Genomic DNA, 19,592 nt, shown 5'->3' with positions numbered 1-19,592 from the left:
GCTGACCGCCGCCCGCGAGCGGGTGGCCGGCAGGCGGGCGGCGCTGGCGGAACGCCGCCGGAGCGCCGCGCGCCGCGCAAGATCCGTACCGAATCCACAGGGGAGTGACCAGTGAGCGACTCGATCGACGACCTGTCCCAGGTGGCCGTCATCGGCATGGCGGGACGCTTCCCGCAGGCCGCCGACGTGGAGGCCTTCTGGGCGAACCTGGTGGCCGGGAAGGAGGGCATCTCCGCCTTCTCGGCGGACGAGCTGCGCGCGGCCGGGGTCGACCCCGCGCTGGTGAGCCGGCCCGGTTACGTACGCGCCAAGGGGGTCCTCGACGGCGCCGACACCTTCGACGCCGGCTTCTTCGGATACAGCCCCCGCGAGGCGGAGCTGATGGATCCCCAGCATCGGGTCCTGCTGGAGTGCGCCTGGGAGGCGCTGGAGTCGGCCGGCTACGACCCGCAGGCGTTCCCCGGCCGGATCGGCGTCTTCGCCGGCGCCAGCCTGAACACCTACCTCCTGTACAACCTGATGGCCAACCGCGGCGTGATCGAGGCGCTCGGTCCGTACCAGACCCAGCTCGCCAACGACAAGGACTTCCTCGCCACCCGGGCCGCGTACAAGCTCGGGCTGCGCGGGCCCGCCATCACCGTGCAGACCGCCTGTTCCACCTCGCTGGTGGCGGTTCACCTCGCCTGCCAGAGCCTGCTGTCCGGGGAGTCCGACATCATCCTGGCCGGCGGGGTGTCGGTGAACGTCCCGCTGCGTAACGGATACCAGTACGAGCCCGGCGGCATCCTGTCCGCGGACGGGCACTGCCGGCCGTTCGACGCCGCGGCCGGCGGCACCGTCATCGGTAACGGCGTCGCCCTGGTCGTGCTGCGCCGGCTCGCCGACGCGCGCCAGCACGGCGACATCATCGACGCGGTGATCCGCGGATCCGCGGTGAACAACGACGGCGCGCTCAAGGTGGGCTACACCGCGCCGTCCGCGGACGGCCAGGCCGAGGTGATCGCCGAGGCGCTCGGCGTCGCCGGCGTCGCGCCGGAGACGGTCGGCTACGTGGAGACCCACGGCACCGGCACGGCACTCGGTGACCCGATCGAGATCGCCGGCCTCACCCGCGCCTACGGCGAGGAAGCCGCGACCCTTGGCTCCTGCGCGATCGGCTCGGTGAAGAGCAACATCGGCCACCTGGACGCGGCTGCCGGCGCGGCCGCCCTGATCAAGGCGACCCTCGCTCTCAAGCACGAGGCCATCCCGGCCAGCCTGCACTACGACCGGCCCAACCCGGAACTGGCGCTGGAGACGAGTCCGTTCCACGTGAACGCCGTGCACCGGCCGTGGCCCCGTACCGACGAGCCGCGCCGGGCCGGGGTGAGCTCGTTCGGCATCGGCGGGACCAACGCCCACGTGGTGCTGGAGGAGGGTCCGCCGGCCGTACCGGCGGAGCCCGGCCGCCCCTGGCAGCTGCTGCCGCTGTCGGCGCGTACCGACGCCGCCCTCGCGCAGGCCGCCGAGCGGCTCGCCGACCACCTCGAGGCGCATCCCGACGACGAGCTGGCCGACGTGGCCTTCACTCTGGCCACCGGGCGCCGAGCCTTCGAGCGGCGGCGCGCGGTGGTGGCCGTCGACCGCGCTGACGCGGTACGCCGGCTGCGCCGGGCCGCCGGTACGCCGGGTACCGCCGGTCGGCCGGTGAAGGTGGCCTTCCTCTTCCCGGGACAGGGCACCCAGTACGCCGGCATGGCCCGCGACCTGTACGACGAGGACCCGGTCTTCCGGTCCGAGCTGGACCGCTGCCTCAACCTCTTCCCCCCGGCAGTACGCGCGGCGCTGTTCCCTGCCGGCGAGCCGCGGGCCGACCTGACCGAGACCGAGCTCGCCCAGCCCGCCTTGTTCGCCGTCGAGTACGCCCTGGCCCGTACCCTGATCGCGGCCGGCGTCGAGCCGCACGCGCTGGCCGGCCACAGCATCGGCGAGTACGTCGCCGCCTGCCTCGCCGGCGTGTTCCGCCTCGAGGACGCGGCCGCCCTGGTCACCGCGCGGGGCCGGCTCATGCAGGCCACGCCGCACGGCGCGATGCTGGCCGTCTTCCTGCCCGAGGCCGAGACCGTGGAGCTGCTCTCCGACCGGCTCGACCTCGCCGCCGTCAACGGCGCCGCGCTGTGCGTCGCCTCTGGGCCGGCCGACGCCGTGGACGACCTGGAGCAGCAGCTCAAGACCCGGGGCGTCGGCTGCCGCCGGCTGCACACCTCGCACGCCTTCCACTCGGCGCTGGTCGAGGACGCGGTGCCACCGTTCGTCGCGGAGGTCGGCGGGGTCGCGTTGCACCCTCCGACGATCCCGATCTGTTCCAACCGCACCGGAACGTGGCTCGAGGACGACCAGGCCACCGACCCGCAGTACTGGGGCGCACACCTGCGCTCCACCGTGCGCTTCGCCGACAACCTGAGCACCCTGCTCGCCGATCCCGACCTGATCCTGCTCGAGGTCGGCCCGGGCGACTCGCTGACCACCTTCGCCCGGCGGCATCCCCTCTGGACGGCGGAGCGTGTCGCGGCCGGCACCATGCCCCGGCCCGGCGAGCAGCGGGTCGACCGGCAGGCCCTGCTGGAGGGGCTGGGCACCATCTGGGCCGCTGGCGCCACGCTCGACTGGTCCGCCGTGTGCGAGGCCGACCGCCGCCGGCGGGTACGCCTTCCCTCGTACCCGTTCCGGCGCCGCCGCTACTGGGTGGAGCCCGACCGCCCGGAGACCTCGGGCCCGGCCACGCCGGCGGCCTCGTCGCCGACCTACCGCCCGAGCTGGCGACGGTTGCAGCCGGGCCGCCCCGGCGTCGACGACGGCCCCTGGCTGCTGCTCGGCGCGGAGCTGCCCGCGGGCCGGGCCCTCGCCGGGTCGCTGCCCGCCGTCGTACGCGTCCGCGCGGGCAGCGGCTTCGCCCAGGACGGCCCGGACGCCTTCACCGTCGACCCGACCGACCGCGACGACCACCGGCGGCTCCTCGACGCGCTCGGCGACCGCCGGCCGACCCGGGTCGTGCACCTGTGGAGCCTGGCCGTGGAACCCGGCACCGACCTGGACCGCGCCGAGGCCCTCGGATTCCACAGCGTGCTGGCGTTCGCGCAGGTGCTCGCCGACCGGCCGGACCAGTTGGCGCTCACCCTGGACGTGCTGACCCGCGGCGTGTTCGGCGTGACCGGCGACGAGCGCCTGCAACCGGAGAACGCCACCCTGGTCGGCCCGTGCACCGTCGTCCCGCAGGAGGTCCCCGGCGTCACCTGCCGGCTGCTCGACCTCACCGGGACGGGCGTCGAGTCGCTGGCCGACGCCCTGCGGTCGGCGCCCGACGAGCCGGTCCTGGCCCGGCGGGGCAGCCACTGGTGGACCCGCACCTTCGACGCCGTCGACCTCGACCCCGGCCCGTCCACCGGCCGGCTGCGCGACCACGGCGTCTACCTCATCACCGGCGGCCTGGGCGGCATCGGCCTGGCGCTCGCCGAACACCTGGCCCGTTCCGTGCGGGCCCCGGCGATCGGCCTCCTCGGGCGGACCCCCGTCCCGCCCGAGGAGGCCTGGTCGCAGTGGCTGGCCGAGCACGACGCCGACGACGCCACCAGCATCCGGATCCGCCGGCTGGAAGGGCTCCGCCGCCTCGGCGCCCGTGCGGTGGTGCTGCCCGCCGACGTCACGGACCTCGCGCAGACCACCCGCGCGGTCGACGAGCTGCGGTCCCGCTTCGGCGCGCTGTTCGGCGTCATCCACGCGGCCGGGCTGCCGGCGAGCGGTCTGCTCGCCGGGAAGTCACGGGCCGACGCCGACGCGGTCCTCGCCGCCAAGACGCGCGGCACCCTGGTCCTGGACACGGTGTGCGGCCGCGACCCGCTCGACTTCTTCCTGCTCTGCTCCTCGCGCACCGCGATCCTCGGCGGGCCGGGCCAGCTGGACTACTGCGCCGCCAACGCCTTCCTGGACACCTTCGCCGCCGCGCGCGACGGGGTGACGGCCGTCGCGTGGGACACCTGGCGCGACACCGGGATGGCGGCCGACCCGGCCGGCGGGACGGCCGTCGCCCATCCGCTGCTGCAACGCCGACTGCGCAGCAGCCCGACGGTCGAGACCTTCCGCACCACCATCAGCACGGCCGACAGCTGGATCGTCGACGAGCACCGGATGCAGGGGCACGGGCTGGTCCCGGGCACCACCTACCTGGAGATGGTCCGGGCCGCCGTGGCGCCGTACGCCGACGGCCGGGAGATCGAGTTCCGGGAGGTGCTCTTCACCTCGCCGGTGATCGTCCCGGACGACCAGGAGCGCGAGATGCTCACCACCGTCGAGCGCGGCGACGACGCCGTGCTGAGGTTCCGGGTGCACAGCCGGGGGGCCGCGGGACGGCAGGAGCACTGCACCGGAACGGTCGTGCTGCACGACCCGGTGCGGCGGCCGCCGCGCGCTGCCGCTGACCTGCTCGCCGCCTGCGACGTCCAGGAGGTGATCGAGGGGGAGGCCGCGCTCCGCCGGCGGCTGCGCCTCGACTTCGCCGCCGAGGGCGGGCTCATCCGGTTCGCCGTGCACGGCCGGTGGCGTAGCCTCAGCCGCGTCCACGTCGGCACCTCGGGAATGGTCGCCGACCTCGAACTGCCCGAGCGGTACGCCGGCGACCTGGACACCTACCTGCTGCACCCGGCCCTGCTCGACGTGGTCGGCGGCGCGTCCCGGGTGTACGCCGCCGAGGGCTACTACCTGCCGTTCTGGTACGGCAGCCTGCGGTTCGTCCGGGGCCTGACCACCCGGATGGTGTGCCACATCCGGGTCAAGGAGGGCGACTCGTCCGGCGAGACGCTCACCTGCGACGCCGACGTCCACGACGAGCAGGGCCGGCTGCTCGTGCAGATGCGCGACTTCGTCATGAAGCGGATCCACGAACCGGCGGCGATGCGCGACGAGGTCGAGCGGGCCGCGTCCGCCCCGCCGCAGCCCGTACCGTCCGGCCTGGCCACCCTGACCGACCCGACCGGTGGGCTGACCGTGGCCGAGGGGACCGACCTGTTCGACCGGATCCTGGCGACCGACCCGCGCCCCGAGCAGCTTGTCGTCTCGACCCGCGACCTGGCCGCGGCGCAGCGGGCGGCCGCGGCCATCGACCCGGCCCGGCTGGCCGCCGAGCTGGCCGAGGTGGCGGCACCGTCCGTCCTGCACCCCCGCCCCGACCTCGACGTCCCCTACGAGGAGCCCGCCCCGGGCGCCGAGGCGGACATCGCCGCCATCTGGCGCGACGCGCTCGGCATCGACCGGATCGGCCGCCACGACGACTTCTTCGCGCTGGGCGGCCACTCCCTGGCCGCGGTTCAGATCGGCACGAAGCTGCGTGCCCGGTTCGGGGTGGACCTGACCCTGCGCGACTTCTTCGACCAGCCCACCGTGGCGAACACGTCCAGGCTGATGGCCGGCGCCGCGGACACGCCGGCGCCGGCGCCGATCGAACCCATCGCCGACGGCGTGAACGAGCTCTCCGACGACGAGGTGGACGCCATGCTGCGCGAGCTGCTGGCGGCCGAAGGGGGAAGCGAGGCATGACCATGCCCGATCTTGACGGCCTCTCCGCGGCCGACAAGCGGCGGCTGCTGGCCGAGCGGCTGCGTACGCGGGCGCGCGAGTTCCCGCTCTCCTTCCCGCAGCAGCGGCTGTGGTTCCTGGAGCAGCTCGTGCCGGGCGGGGCCGCGTACAACGTGCCGATCGCGGTGCGCCTCGACGGGCCGCTCGACCTGGACGTGTGGCGGCGTTGCTGCGACGAGATCGTGCGCCGGCACGCCGCGCTGCGTACCACCTTCGCCGAGGTGGACGGCGAGCCGGTGCAGCGGGTCGCGGCCACCGGGCGGGCCGACCTCGCGGTGGTCGACTGCGCCGGCGACGACGTGCAGCGCCTCGTCCAGCAGGAGGTGCGGAAGCCGTTCGACCTCGGTACCGGCCCGCTGCTGCGGGTGCGGTTCTTCCGGGTGGCGCCGCGGGAGCACATCCTCGTGCTCAGCGTGCACCACATCGTCGCCGACCTCTGGTCGGTGGCGGTGACCGTACGCGAGCTGGTCACCCTTTATCCGGCGCTGCGCGACGGCCGCCCGTCCCCGCTGCCGGACCTGCCCATCGAGTACGTCGACTTCGCCGCCTGGCAGCGCCGGCAGCTCGAAGGCCCCGGTCTCGCCGACGACCTCGCGTACTGGGCGGCGGCGCTGGACGGCGCGCCGCCGGTGCTCGACCTGCCCACCGACCGGCCACGACCGCCGGTGCAGACCTCGCGGGGCGGGTCCACCCCGTTCCGGCTGTCCGGTCCGCTGACCGAGCGGCTGCGCGCGTTGACCCGCCAGGAGGGCGCGACGCCGTTCATGACGATGCTCGCCGCGTTCACCGCGCTGCTGTCGCGCTACAGCGGTCAGGACGACGTCGTGATCGGCGCGCCGATCGCCAACCGGACCCGGCCGGAGATCGAGGGGCTGGTCGGCTTCTTCGTCAACACGTTGGCGCTGCGCGTGGACCTCTCCGGAAACCCCACCTTCCGTGATTTGCTGTCCCGGGTCCGGACCGCCTGCCTCGGCGCGTACGCGCACCAGGACCTGCCGTTCGAGCGTCTCGTCGAGGAGCTGCACCCGCAGCGGGACCTGTCCCGGTCACCGCTGTTCCAGGTCTCCTTCGTCTTCCAGAACATCGAGGTGCCGGCGCTGGACCTCGGCGGGCTGCGGGTCAGCCCGTACACGGTCGCCAGCACGACCGCGCGTTTCGACCTGGAGCTGCAGGTCTTCGACCGGCCCGACGGGCTGGGCGGCTGGTTCGAGTACAACGCCGACCTGTTCGACGGCGCCACCATCGAGCACCTGTCCAGGGCGCTGCACCGGCTGGTCGAGCACGCCACCGCAGCGCCGGACCAGCCGGTCGCCCGGCTCGACCTGCTGAGCGAGGACGAACGCCACCGGCTGGCGCGCGAACCCAACGACACCCGCCGGCTGTGGGCCGACCTGTCCTGGCCGCACCTCGAGGTCGCCGCCCGCGTACGGGCCGATCCCGACGCCGAGGCGCTGCGCTGCGGTGACCGGTGCCTGACCTACGCCGAGCTGGACCGCCGGGCCAACCAGCTCGCGCACCACCTGCGCCGGCTCGGCGCCGGGCCCGGGGACCTGGTCGGGATCTGCACCGAGCGCAGCCCGCAGATGCTGGTGGCGATGCTCGGCACCCTCAAGGCCGGGTGCGCGTACGTCCCGCTCGATCCGACGTACCCGGTCGAACGCCTCGCGTTCATGATGGCCGACTCGGGGCTCAAGACCCTGCTCACCGAGGGCGACCTCGCCGACCGGCTGCCGGAGCCACCGGCCGTGGTGGTCCGCCTCGACGGGGACGCGGACGCGCTCGCGGCCGAGGACACGGCGGCGCCGGACGTCGAGGTCGCCGGCGACGACCTGGCCTACGTGATCTACACCTCCGGCTCCACGGGGCGACCCAAGGGTGTGCAGATTCCGCACCGGGCCCTGGCGAACTTCCTGCGCTCGATGCGCGAGCTGCCGGGGATCACCCCGGCGGACACCCTGCTCGCCGTCACCACGCTCAGTTTCGACATCTCGATGCTGGAGCTGCTCCTGCCGCTCACCACCGGCGCGCGGGTGCACCTGGTCAGCCGGGAGGTGGCCGCCGACGGCGCCCGGCTCGCGGCGGCGCTGATCGCCTCGGGGGCCACCCTGATGCAGGCCACGCCCTCGACGTGGCGGCTGCTGCTGGACGCCGGCTGGACGCCACCGGCCGGGTTCCGGATGCTCTGCGGCGGGGAGGCGCTGCCCGAGGACCTGGCCCGGCGGCTGGCCGGTGCCGGCGGGGAACTGTGGAACATGTACGGCCCCACCGAGACCACCATCTGGTCGGCGGTGTCGCGGATCACCGGCGGGGTACGGCTGGGCGAGCCGATCGCCAACACCGAACTGCACGTCCTCGACGCGTACAGCCGACTGGTGCCACCCGGCGTACCCGGTGAACTGCACATCGGCGGCGCGGGGCTGGCCCGCGGCTACCTCGGCCGGCTCGAGCTGACCGCTGAGCGGTTCGTTCGGCATCCCTTCCCGATCGGACTGGGTGACCGGCTCTACCGCACCGGCGACCTGGTGCGGCGCCGTGCCGACGGCGGCCTGGAGTTCCTCGGCCGGATGGACCACCAGGTGAAACTGCGCGGGTTCCGCATCGAGCTGGGTGAAATCGAGACGCTGTTGGCGCAGCAGCCGGCGGTCCGGCAGGCGGTCGTGCTGGTACGCGAGGACACCCCCGGCGACCAGCGCCTGGTGGCGTACGTCGTGGCCGACGAGCTGCCGGCGCAGCCGGACGAGCTGGACCAGTGGCGCAGCATCTGGGACTCCGCGTACGACGAGGCGGCGCCGCAGGTCGACCCGACGTTCGATATCAGCGGCTGGAACAGCAGCTACACCGGTGAGCCCATCCCCGCGGTGCAGATGCGTGACTGGGTGGACCGGACCGCCGAGCTGGTGCTGGAGCGCGCGCCGCGCTCGGTGCTCGACGTCGGGTGCGGAACCGGCCTCATCCTGCACGCCGTGGCCCCGCACTGCCGCCGCTACTGGGGCACCGACTTCTCCACCGTCGCGCTGGACCGGCTGCGGCGCTCCGCCCGCTATCCCGGCGACGTCCAGCTGCACGAGTGCGCCGCCGACCAGCTCGACCGGCTGCCGGACCAGCTCTTCGACGTCGTCCTGCTGAACTCCGTCGTCCAGTACTTCCCGGACGGGGAGTACCTGGCTCGGGTGATCGAAGGGGCACTGCGCCGGCTCGCCCCGGGCGGCGCCGTGGTGATCGGCGACGTCCGCAGCCTGCCGCTGCTCGAGGCCTTCCACACCTCGGTCGAGCGCCACCGGGCCGAGCCCGGTGACACCGAGGACATCCTCGCCGCGCGGGTACGCCGCCGGGTGGCCGAGGAGGAGGAGCTGGTCATCGACCCGCGCTACTTCCTGGCCCTGCGCGACCGCATCCCCGGCATCGCCGACGTCCGCGTGCAGCCCAAGCGCGGCGGGTTCGACAACGAGCTCACCCGCTTCCGGTACGACGTCGTACTGGCCGCCGGCGCGGCCGTTGCTGCGGTGCCGTGCCCCTGGCAGGAGTGGACCTCCATGGGGGCGTTGCGCGCGCAGTTGGGCGGCGACATCGTCGCCGTACGGGGCGTGCCGAACGCCCGGGTGCTGCCCAACGGTGGCGTCGACCCGGAGGACCTGGTCCGCTTCGCCGAGGCGGCCGGCTACCGGGCCGAACTGGACTGGTCCGACCACGGCCCGGACGGCGCCTACCATGTCGTGCTGCGCCGGCCCGGCGCCGCGGACCACCCGGTCGCCGCGGCGCAGCCGTCGCCTGCGGACCGGCCGCTGTCGGCCTATGTCAACGGCACCGCCGCCCGGCGTGCCCGCAAGCTTCAGCCGCGGCTGCGCGCCGCACTCGCCGAACGGCTGCCGGAGTACATGGTCCCGTCGGTGTACGTGTTCCTGGACGCGCTGCCGCTGACGCCCAACGACAAGGTCGACCGCCGCGCGCTGCCCGCCCCCGACCGGCTGCGCGCGAGCCTGCGCACGCCGTACGAGCCGCCCCGCGACGACCTGCAGCGCGCGCTCGCCGACATCTGGGGTGAGCTGCTGCGTGTGGACGGGCTCAGCGTGCACGACGACTTCTTCGACCTGGGCGGCCACTCGTTGCTGGCCACCCAGGTCATCTCGCGGATGCGGGCCCGCCTCGGCGTCGACGTGTCGCTGCGGGATCTGTTCGAGCATCCGACAGTCGCGACGCTGGCCGGATGGTTGACCGCCCGGGGTCCGGTACCGGCCGCCGTGCCGACGGCCGTCGAACCGGTGCCCCGCGGCGGGGACCTGCCGCTGTCGTTCGCCCAGGAGCAGTTGTGCGTCGACTTCCCGGTCCCGCCGCAGGACGCCTTCCACACGGTGGTGACCGCCGCGCGCCTGCGCGGGCCGCTGGACGAGGACGCCCTGGGCCGGGCCCTCGATCACCTGGTGCGACGGCACGAGACGCTGCGCACTCGGCTGGTCACCCGGCCGGAGGGGCTGGTGCAGGTGATCGACGAGGAGGGGTCCTGGCCGCTGACCCGGGTACGGCTCGACGAGGCCGACGCCGCGGACCCACTGCCCGCCGTCCGGCGCGTGCTGGACGAGGAGGCGGATCTGCCCTTCCCGCTGGCCGACGGTCCGCTGGTCCGGGCCCGGCTGATCACGGTGGACGACCGGGACCGCGTGCTCGTGCTCGCCATCCACCACGCCGTCACCGACAACTGGTCGTACGGGGTGCTGCTGCGTGAGCTGGCGGTGGCGTACGACGCGTTCGCCGACGGGCGGGACCCGGGCCTGCCGCCGTTGCCCGTCCAGTTCGTCGACTTCGCCGCCTGGCAGCGCCAGGAGTACGCCTCCGGCGCGTGGGACCGGCAGGCCCGCTACTGGCGCGACCGGCTGGCCGACCTGCCCGCGACGCCGTCGTTTGTCGTCGAGGACCTGACGGCCGACGAGGCGCTGCCCGCGTCCCGCCACGACTTCGTGCTCGGCGCGGAGCTCACTGCGGGCCTTCGGGCGCTGGCCAACCGGGAGAACGCCACGCTGTTCATGGTGCTGCTGGCGGCGTACGACGCGCTGCTGGCCGCGTACACCGACAGCCGTGACCTGGCGGTCGGCTTCCCGACGGCCGGCCGCGACCGGCCGGAGGCCGAGAACCTGATCGGCTACCTGGTCAACTCCCTGGTGGTGCGCGCCGACCTCGGGGGCGACCCGAGCTTCCGCGAGCTGACGGCGCGGGTGCGGGAACGAACCCTCGAGGCGCACGCCCACCACACCGTCCCGATGCAGCCGCTGCGGCGCGAGATGCCCGCCGCGCGCGACCGGGTGCGGCTGGGGTTCAACCTGCTCAACGCGCCGCTGCCGCCGACCGTGCTGCGCGGCGTACGCCTCGAACCGGTGTCACCCGACGACGGCTGGGTCTTCGTGCACGTGCCGCCCGGCCTGCGGCCGGCGGAGGTGGACCTCGGCCTGATCGTGATGGAGGACGCCGGCGTGCTGCGGGGCCTGTGGCTGCATGCCGCCGACCGCGTCGACGCGCGCCTGGTGGGTCGCCTGCGACGCCAGTGGGGCCGGCTGCTGGAGATGGTGGTGGCCGACCCCGACCGGCGGATCGAGGAGCTGGGACGGGTCCTGCGCGCCGACGGGGCGGGGGAGCCGAGATGAGCGAGAAGTGGTTCTGGGCCCGCCGTCCGCGGCCGGCCGCGTCGACCCGCCTGGTGTGTCTTCCGTACGCCGGCGGAGCGGCGACGGCCTACCGGACATGGGCCCACCTGGCACCCAGTCACGTCGAGGTGTGCCCGGTCGAGCTGCCCGGCCGCGGCGTGCGGATGGGGGAGGAGCCGTACCGCCGGCTCGCACCGCTGGTCCGGGCACTGGCCGATGCGCTCGAACCGTTGCTCGACCGGCCCTACGCGCTGTTCGGCCACAGCATGGGTGGCCTGCTCGCCTTCGAGCTCGCCCGGCTGCAGCGCCGCCGCGGCCACCCCGCGCCCGCACACCTGTTCGTGTCCGCCTCGCCGGCCCCGGGACGGCGCCACGAGTCCACGGTGCACGACGCCAGCGACGCCGAGGTGAAGGCCCGGCTGCGCTCGTTCAACGGCACCCCGCCGGAGGTGCTCGACAACGAGGAGCTGATGGCGCTGGCGCTGCCGATCATCCGCGCCGACTTCGCCGTGCTGGAGACCTACGAACTCGTGGACGAGCCACCGCTCGACATTCCGCTCACCGTGTTCGGTGGCATCCACGACCGCACCTTCCAGCCGGCCGACCTTGCGGGCTGGCGTGACCACGCGACGAGCGTGCAGCTGCGGATGCTGCCCGCCGGCCACTTCTTCCTCGACGAGCTGGCGCCGGAGCTGATCCGGTTGATCACCGCCGGGGTCGGCCCCGTCCGTCATCCGGTTCGGTAGCGCAGCGTCGGGGGGGGGGGGGCGCGGGCCGGCCCCCCCCGCCCCCCCCCCCCGCGCGCCCGCGCGGGGGCGGGGCCGCGGCGCGGCCCCCCCCCCCCCCCCCCCCCCCCCCCCCCCCCCCCCCCCCCCCCCCGGCCCGCCGGTCGGGCAGGTCACGGGCCGGCGCTCGGCCCGGCCGCCCGCTGCTCGGTGGGTATCGCCTCCAGCGCTTCTCGCGCGTACTCGCCGATGGGCCGGGTGCGGCCGTCGTCGTGCCACTGTTCGAGGGCGCTGAAGTAGACACCGAAGATGTAGGTGCGCGCCAGGACCCGGGCCGGAACCGGCCCGTGCCCGCGGTCGGCCAGGGCCGCGGCGATGCGCTCGACCATGGCGTCCATCGTGGCGTACACGGCCGCCCGGACGGCGGGTTCCTCCAGCACGTAGCGCATGCCGCGCCACGGCCCTCCGTCGCCGGCGCTGGCCGCGAGGCGGGTCATCGTGCCGGGCAGGTCGTCGAGGTCGAAGACCTCGTCGAAGCCGTCCGCCCCGACGGCCGCGAACGGGTCGACGGTGAACAGCCCCTCCTTCGAGCCGAAGTAGCGGTAGAAGGTGGACGGTGACACCGCCGCTTCCCGCGCGATGTCGTCGATGGTGACGTTGTGGAACCCGCGAGAGTCGAAGAGCTCCATGGCCGTGTCCTGGATTGCCCGGATCGCGGCCATGCGATTGCGTTGACGCAGGCTGAGCGGCATGTCGTTGAGTGTAGCGATGTGAAACTCTTACTCAGAAAGCAACCAACTATCAAGGTGATAGTAGCTGTCAGAATTTGCTACGATGCTGGTATGGACGCGATCGCGGTGCGAGGTGTGCGCAAGGTGTTCGGCGGCACCGTCGCGTTGAACGGCCTGGACCTCACGGTCGCCGAGGGCGAGGTGCACGGCTTCCTCGGGCCGAACGGGGCGGGCAAGAGCACGACCATCCGGGCCCTGCTCGGCCAGCTACGGGTGGACGCCGGTGAGGCGAAGATCTTCGGTCTCGACTGCTGGACCCAGTCGGTGGCGGCCCACCGGCACCTGGCGTACGTGCCGGGGGACGTGGCGCTGTGGCCCGGCCTGACGGGAGGGGCCTGCATCGACGTCCTCGGCCGGCTGCACGGAGGGGCGGACCCGCGCCGACGGCGGGAGCTCATCGAGCGGTTCGAGCTCGACCCGACGAAGCGCACGCGCACCTACTCGAAGGGCAACCGACAGAAGGTGGCGCTGATCGCGGCGCTCGCCACGAACGCCGACCTTCTCCTGTTCGACGAGCCGACCTCGGGGCTGGACCCGCTGATGGAGGAGGTCTTCCAACAGTGCGTCCGGGAGCTCAAGGACGGCGGTCGGACCGTCCTGCTGAGCAGCCACATCCTCTCCGAGGTGGAGGTCCTGTGCGACCGCGTCAGCATCATCAGACGCGGTGCGGTGATCCGTACCGGAACGCTCACCGATCTGCGCAGCCGTACCCTCACCCGGGTCACCGCCCTGACCAGGCACCCGCTGTCCGGCCTGGAGCAGCTCGACGGTCTCGTCGACCTCGCCGTGACGACCCGGCCGGACGGCACCCACGTCAGCTTCCGCGCCGGCCCCGCGGCGCTGGCCGCGGCGGTCGGCTGCGTCGCCGCCGCCGAACCGGCCTCGCTGACGGTGCAGCCGCCCAGCCTCGACGAGCTGTTCCTCACCAACTACCGCAGTGACGTCCCGGACGCCGTCGCCGGGAGCGCGGCGCGATGACCGGATACTGGCGCTGCCTGGCGCTGAGCCTGCGCACCGGCTACACCCAGGTCCTCGGCTGGCCCCTGCTGGTGGCCGCCCTCGTGGTCGCGAGCGCGGCCACCATCAACGACACGTACCCCGACCAGGCCAGCCGCGACCGGTACGCCGGGGCGTACGAGCTGCTGAACGGCAGCGCGGCGTTGCAGGGTCGGGGGTACGACCTGCACACCCTGGGCGGCATCCTGGTCAACGAGATGGGCTACCTGACCCTGATCATGATTCCCCTGATCGGCGTGCACCTCGCGATCCGGTTCACCCGCAGCGTCGAGGACACCGGACGGCTCGACATCCTCACGTCGTACCCGGTCCACCGGCTGGCACCGGCCGCGGCCGGGGTGACCGCCGCCGCGGTCGCGGCGGCACTGACCGCCGTGATGACCGCGATCGGGCTGTCGGCGCTGGGTTACCCGCCCGGCGGGTCCTGGCGCTACGCCGGCGGGCTCGCGATCTTCATGCTCGTCTTCACCGGGGTGGGCACCCTGATCGCCCAGTGCTGCCGAACCGCCCGGACCGCCTACCTGCTCGCGGCGGGTGTCTGGCTGATCAGCTACCTGGCCCGCGCGGCGGTGGACGCGCAGCAGTGGGACGCGACCGGGTGGAATCCGCAGTCATGGCTGGCCGAGATCCGGCCGTTCGCCGCCGACCCCCCGTTGTGGCCCTGGCTCGCCGCCGGCGCGCTCGCCGTCGGCCTGTTCGCCGCCACCGCCGCGGTCGCCGTCCGGCGTGACCAGGGAGCCGGCATCATCGCCCCACGGCCGGGTCCGGCCACGGCGCCGGCGTGGGTCCGTTCCCCCTTCACCCTCCTGGTACGGCTCACCGGCGGTCTCGGTGCCGGCTGGGTCGGGGCGAGCGCGTTGTTCGCCTTCGCCTTCGGATACCTGACCCCCCAGATCAACCACCTGGACGCCGCCACGAAGGCCGAGCAGAGCGCCACCGTCGACGCCACCCTGACGATCTTCGTCCAGCTGACCGCGCTGCTCGCCGCCGCCGCCGGGATCCAGATCGTGCAGTGGCTGGCGGCCGAGGAGACGGCCGGCCGGGTGGGCTACAGCCTGTCCACCATGGTGAGCCGGTGGCGGTGGTGGACGTCCACCACGCTGCTGACGACCATGTGGTCGATGCTGGTCCTGCTCTGCGGTGGTCTCGCCACCGGGCTGGGCCTCCAGGCGGGCTTCGGCGAGGGCCACTACTTCAGCAAGGGGCTGACCGCCACCCTGTCGTACGCCGCCGCGGTCGTGCTGCTGGCCGGCACCGCCGTGGCCGTGCACGCGCTGAGCCCCAGAGCGGTCCCCGTCGCGTGGCTCCCCGTCGGCTGGGGCCTCGTCGTCTGCCTCCGTGCCGACCTGCTCAAACTCCCGTCCTGGGCGCGTCAGCTCTCCCCGGTGCACTGGATCGGCGCGGTTCCCCGCGACGCCTGGCACCGGCCCGCGGCCCTCGCCATGGTCGTTGCCGCCGTCGCTCTCGTCGCCGTGTCGGCGGTGCGCTACCGCTGGCGGGACCTCGAAGCCGGGTGACCTCCGCCGCGTGAGCGCGGCGGCGGTGGGTCAGCCGCCGGTCGCTGTGCGGTCTAGCTGCGATCACTGACCGGCATGGCGCGGAGTCTGTCGCCGAACGGTAGCGTGGAAGTTCCGACGTAGCGTTGGAGGCAGCGTTTGATCCGCAAGGGTCCGGTCCGGTGCGGAGATGGCAGGACTGTGATGAGACACGCCAGCCGCAAACTGGCGGTCAAGCTCCTGATCAGGCCAAACGTCTCCCGCCGGGCCAGCGTCGGCAGCAGCAGGCAAACAACCGCTCCAAGGCACGAAGTCAGTCAGAGCAAGAGTCACGTCCGCTGCTGCCGACATCAGCCCATCACCTGCGGACCGACCCCACCAGCCTCACAGTCAGTGCAGGTCAACGCGGGCCACTCCCTGCCACCCCAGGTGAACCCCCAGGTCGCTAGACTAGACGATCTATTCCGAGGGATCAGTGGTCGTAGGCGATGAGGGAGCGCATGACGGGTTGGCCGGTGGTCCAGTTGTGCCAGATCGCGGCGGTCATCGCGAGGATGCGTTGTGCGACGCGTACGAGTACGCCGGTGCCGGTACGGCCGCCGTGTCGTTCGAGGTCGAGTTGACCTTTGAGGGTCTGGTTGACGGACTCGATGTTCTGCCGCGCAGCGCGCAGCAGGGGCCGTCCGGGGCGTGGCTTCTCGGTGCGGTAGGCGGGGCGGATCATGGTGACGCCGCGTTCGGTCAGCTGTCGTTCGGTGGCAGCGTCGCGGTAGCCCTTGTCCACGACCAGGATCAGTCCGTCGGGATGGGTCAACAGGCCGGTGTCCAGGTCGAACAGGTCCATGAGTGCTTCGCGTTCGTCGGTCTTGGCGGTGGCCAGGGCGAATGCCACGGGCAGTCCGTGCACGGTGGTGACCAGGTGCAGACGCAGGCCCCAGAAGCGACGCGAGTGCGAGGCGCAGTAGCCGTAGGTGGCCCACCCGGCCAGATCAGAGCGTTTGACGGTCTCGCGGGAGCGTCCGCACTCCACCGGGGTGGAGTCGGCGATGCGCACCGGGTGCTGCCACAGGTCGGTGTCCAGGGCCAGGACCCGGATCAGATGGGTGATCTGCGTGCCGAGTGTGCGCAGCCGCTTGTTGTACGCGGGCTGTTTTGTTCGGGATGTAGGGGAACAGGTGGGTCAGGTTCATGCGGGCGTGACGGATCCAGCGGGCTTCCGTGTGGTAGCCCGACAGGGCTTGCAACACCGACAGGGTGATCAGTTCGGCGTCGGTGATCTTCGGGACGATCCCGACTGTGGGTCGCCACCGGGTGGGCTGGGGCGACGACTTCAACACGTCGTCGATCTTCACGTACAGTGCGGTGGCGAGGGTGTCCCGATCGACGTGCACGTGGCCTCCATGGTCATCGTTGCTTCGCAACGTCGATCATGGACGCCCTCGCCTCTCTTCACTGCCCCGTACCCCTTGGAATAGATCGTCTAGGCCCTCGCGCCCCCGTAGCTCAGGGGATAGAGCATCGGTTTCCTAACCCGACGCTCCGCCGGCGTCCACAGGCCGCCGAACTGCGGCTTTCCCATCGTCCCCGTTGCATGCCGGTCGCTTCGTGGCCGTGATGCGATCGCTTGCTGAAGATCAGCTCGAGCGTTGGAGCCGCCCATGCGGGGCTACTTCACCGTGGCGCGGCAGCAACCGGTGCCGGCTCTGCCGGGCCGGTCGGCAGCACCTCCATCGTGCGCAGTGGCGATAGAAAGATCGGAATCCAGGCGACGGCCATGCCGATGGTGCCGCACCAGAGCGCGGCGCGCAGCGACACGTGCTCTCCAACGAAACCGGCGAGCACCGAGCCGATCGGCAGTGCCCCGAAGAGCACGAAACGCATGGTGGCGTTCATCCGGCCCAGCATCCGGTCCGGGGTGATGGTCTGCCGGAAGCTGACCAGCAGTACGTTGTCGATCGACGCCTTCGCCATCATCAACAGGTAGGCCACGGCGGCGACCCACAGCCAGACGCCCCGGTCGGCGAAGGGCAGCAGCAGGTAGATGGGTGCCACGGTCGTCGCGGCGACGATGAGGGTCCGCCCGTAGCCGAAGCGCAGCGCGAGTCGCCGGGCGGTCATCGTGCCCAGGACCGCGCCCACCCCGCCCACGGCGAAGAAGGCGCCGACCAGTGCCTCCGGCAACCGCAGTTCCCGGACGATCAGCAGCGGAACGATGACGACGATGACCGTGGAGGCCAGGTTCACCAGTGCCCCTGATGCGGCGACGGCACGCAGGGCGGGCTGTCCGGCGACGTAACGCAGGCCCTCACCGATCTCCCGCCACAGATGCCGGGGTCCGTCGGGTACGGCAGGTGCCGGCTCCGGGCGGCGGATCAGGCGCAGGCAGAGAAATGACCACAGGTATGTGACCGCGTCGATGGCGATGGCGATCGGCGCGGTCAGTGCCTGGACGAGGGCGCCGCCGGCCCCTCGGCCGGCGATCCGGGAGACCGCCTCGGTGCCGGCGAGGCGGGCGTTACCGGCCACCAGGTGCTCGCGTCCCACGACCGTCGGCAGATAGCTCTGCGCCGCCACGTCCGAGAAGACCCGGCCCACGCCCACCAGGAAGGCGACGACGAAGAGTTGGGTCATCGTGAGGATCCCCCACCACGACGCCAGTGGCACCCAGGCCAGCAGCAGGAACCGGACGAGGTCGGCGGCGAGCAGGACGGGCCGTCGGCGCATCCGGTCGACCCACACTCCGGCGGGCAGGCCGATCAGCAGGAACGCCGCGGTGGTGGCGGCGTTGAGCAGGCCCACCTGTTCCGGGCCGGCCTGCAAGGCCACGATCGCCGCCAGAGGCAAGGCGATGTAGCTGATCTCGCTGCCGAGCCGACTCACCGCCGTACTTGCGAAGAGCAGTTCGAAGTCTCGATTCGCCATGCCGGGAGCATGCTGCGACAGGACCGTCAGCTCGATAGATTTAGACCAGGCTAAATCCCAGGAGGGCGATGCTCACCATCGGGTTCTCGGCGTACGACCTCGCGGTGATGCGGTTCGCGTTCTCACCGATGCAGGAGATCGTCGCCAGCGTCCGCGTGCTCAAGGATCCAGCGGCGCACGCCCTGCACGTGCCGTGGGTCAAACAGGCGGCACCCCGGGTGGCCGCGGCAGCGGGCGCCTTCGACCTGCTGTTCGCCCTGGTGCCAGTGCCGAGCTGGTACATCCCCGACTTCGTCACACCACCCCCGACGACGCCGGTACCCGATCTGCAGACCGAGCTCGCAGATCTCCGCCGCACCGCACCGCAGCAGGTGCGCACAGACCTGGACCGGTTGACGACACTGCGGGACCCGGGGCGGCGGAACGCATCCCCCGGGCGGAACGACGCCCAAGCGCGCAGGGACGATGCCGAACTGCACGCCTTGTGGACCGACCCCGCCGCTGGGCTGGATCGCCTCGCCCGACAGATGAGCGACTACTGGAAACTGGCCGTCCGCGAGTACTGGCCGCGGTTGCGTAGCCTGCTGGAGGCCGACGTCGTGCACCGCGCCCGCCGCCTGGCCGACGGCGGCCCCACGAGCCTCTTCGCCGACCTGGCGCCATCCGTGAGCTGGCAGGACGACCAACTCACGATCGTCCATCCACGCTTCGCCGGTCACCGCCAACTGGACGGCGAGGGCCTGCTGCTCGTCCCGTCGGCATTCGTCTGGCCGACCGTCTTTTCCAGCACGATGCCACCTTGGCAACCGACAGTGACCTACCCCGCCCGCGGCGTAGCGACACTGTGGGAGAAGCAGACCACCGGGACCGCCCCGGCCCTGGAACGGGTGATCGGGCGCTCCCGCACCCGGCTGTTGCTGGAACTGGACGCACCAGCCTCCACCACAGAACTGGCCTACCGCACCGGACTGACAGCGGGAGCCGTCTCGCAACACCTGAGCCTGCTGCGATCGGCCGGACTCGTAGGCGCGTCACGCAGCGGCCGACTGGTGCTGTACTTCAGGACCAACGCGAGCGACATGCTGCTAACTGCGGATCGTGCTGATGCTGCCTCAGCCTCGCTGCGATCGTTTACCGAGGATCGGCTGAAACGTTAGATGACGGAACCGTCAGGTCGAGCCGACTACTCCTCGCTGAGTAGTTCCCGGCGCCATTCGGCGAATCGGCCACGGAGATCATCCAGCGCTGCGCCGGTGACGCCGTACTGGGCGAAGTCGTCGGGATCGAGGCGGGTGGCTTGTCCGAGGGCGTCGGCGAAGATGCGCGGGTCGAAGCCGCGGTCGGCGCGGCGCGCGAGGGCGATCAGGGCGTCGCGGGTGTAGCGGCCGGATCGGATGGTGG

Annotated in this window: 8 protein-coding genes and 2 pseudogenes; 6 read left to right on the top strand and 4 right to left on the bottom strand. The window is 72.6% G+C overall.

The window, feature by feature from the left end:
• The first annotated feature begins 111 nt into the window (after window positions 1-111).
• Genes AC2CHE_RS24055 through AC2CHE_RS24045 form a run of 3 tightly spaced genes read left to right on the top strand, consistent with a single transcriptional unit; the run spans window position 112 to window position 11,986 of the window.
• Complete coding sequence (locus AC2CHE_RS24055; RefSeq protein WP_484507122.1) at window positions 112-5,568, top strand: type I polyketide synthase; 5,457 nt, start codon at window positions 112-114, stop codon at window positions 5,566-5,568.
• Window positions 5,565-11,240: a non-ribosomal peptide synthetase gene (locus AC2CHE_RS24050; protein ID WP_484507121.1), complete on the top strand. Its 5,676-nt coding sequence runs from the start codon at window positions 5,565-5,567 to the stop codon at window positions 11,238-11,240. Before AC2CHE_RS24055 ends, AC2CHE_RS24050 begins: the two co-directional genes overlap by 4 nt.
• Entirely contained in the window at window positions 11,237-11,986 is a 750-nt protein-coding gene (locus AC2CHE_RS24045) for a thioesterase II family protein (protein ID WP_484507120.1), read from the top strand. Before AC2CHE_RS24050 ends, AC2CHE_RS24045 begins: the two co-directional genes overlap by 4 nt.
• A 152-nt stretch (window positions 11,987-12,138) precedes the next feature.
• On the opposite strand, the gene AC2CHE_RS24040 is transcribed toward AC2CHE_RS24045, so the two are convergent.
• Window positions 12,139-12,717: a TetR/AcrR family transcriptional regulator gene (locus AC2CHE_RS24040; RefSeq protein ID WP_080648942.1), complete on the bottom strand. Its 579-nt coding sequence runs from the start codon at window positions 12,715-12,717 to the stop codon at window positions 12,139-12,141.
• 90 nt (window positions 12,718-12,807) lie between these two features.
• On the opposite strand from AC2CHE_RS24040, the gene AC2CHE_RS24035 reads away from it, so the two are divergent.
• The gene (locus AC2CHE_RS24035) at window positions 12,808-13,734 is read left to right on the top strand and encodes an ABC transporter ATP-binding protein (RefSeq protein WP_484507119.1); all 927 of its coding nucleotides are present in this window, start codon (window positions 12,808-12,810) and stop codon (window positions 13,732-13,734) included.
• Complete coding sequence (locus tag AC2CHE_RS24030; protein ID WP_484507118.1) at window positions 13,731-15,290, top strand: hypothetical protein; 1,560 nt, start codon at window positions 13,731-13,733, stop codon at window positions 15,288-15,290. The genes AC2CHE_RS24035 and AC2CHE_RS24030 overlap by 4 nt, the downstream gene beginning before the upstream one ends.
• Window positions 15,291-15,741: 451 nt before the next feature.
• Here the strand turns inward: AC2CHE_RS24030 and AC2CHE_RS24025 are convergent.
• Together AC2CHE_RS24025 and AC2CHE_RS24020 are read right to left on the bottom strand one after the other, a co-directional pair.
• A pseudogene (locus AC2CHE_RS24025) lies at window positions 15,742-16,660 on the bottom strand (IS982 family transposase).
• A 280-nt stretch (window positions 16,661-16,940) separates the two neighbouring features.
• Window positions 16,941-18,191, bottom strand: a complete 1,251-nt coding sequence (locus tag AC2CHE_RS24020; RefSeq protein ID WP_484507117.1) for an MFS transporter — start codon at window positions 18,189-18,191, stop codon at window positions 16,941-16,943.
• Window positions 18,192-18,259: 68 nt separating this feature from the next.
• On the opposite strand from AC2CHE_RS24020, the gene AC2CHE_RS24015 reads away from it, so the two are divergent.
• Complete coding sequence (locus AC2CHE_RS24015; protein WP_484507116.1) at window positions 18,260-19,348, top strand: ArsR/SmtB family transcription factor; 1,089 nt, start codon at window positions 18,260-18,262, stop codon at window positions 19,346-19,348.
• A 26-nt stretch (window positions 19,349-19,374) separates the two neighbouring features.
• On the opposite strand, the pseudogene AC2CHE_RS24010 reads toward AC2CHE_RS24015, so the two are convergent.
• Window positions 19,375-19,592, bottom strand: a pseudogene (locus AC2CHE_RS24010) (nucleotidyl transferase AbiEii/AbiGii toxin family protein); the annotation flags it as partial.

The organism is Micromonospora sp. ATLC16, assembly GCF_057196645.1.
The sequence above is the reverse complement of the archived record's forward strand: the minus strand, read 5'-3'. Positions and strand labels throughout refer to the sequence as shown.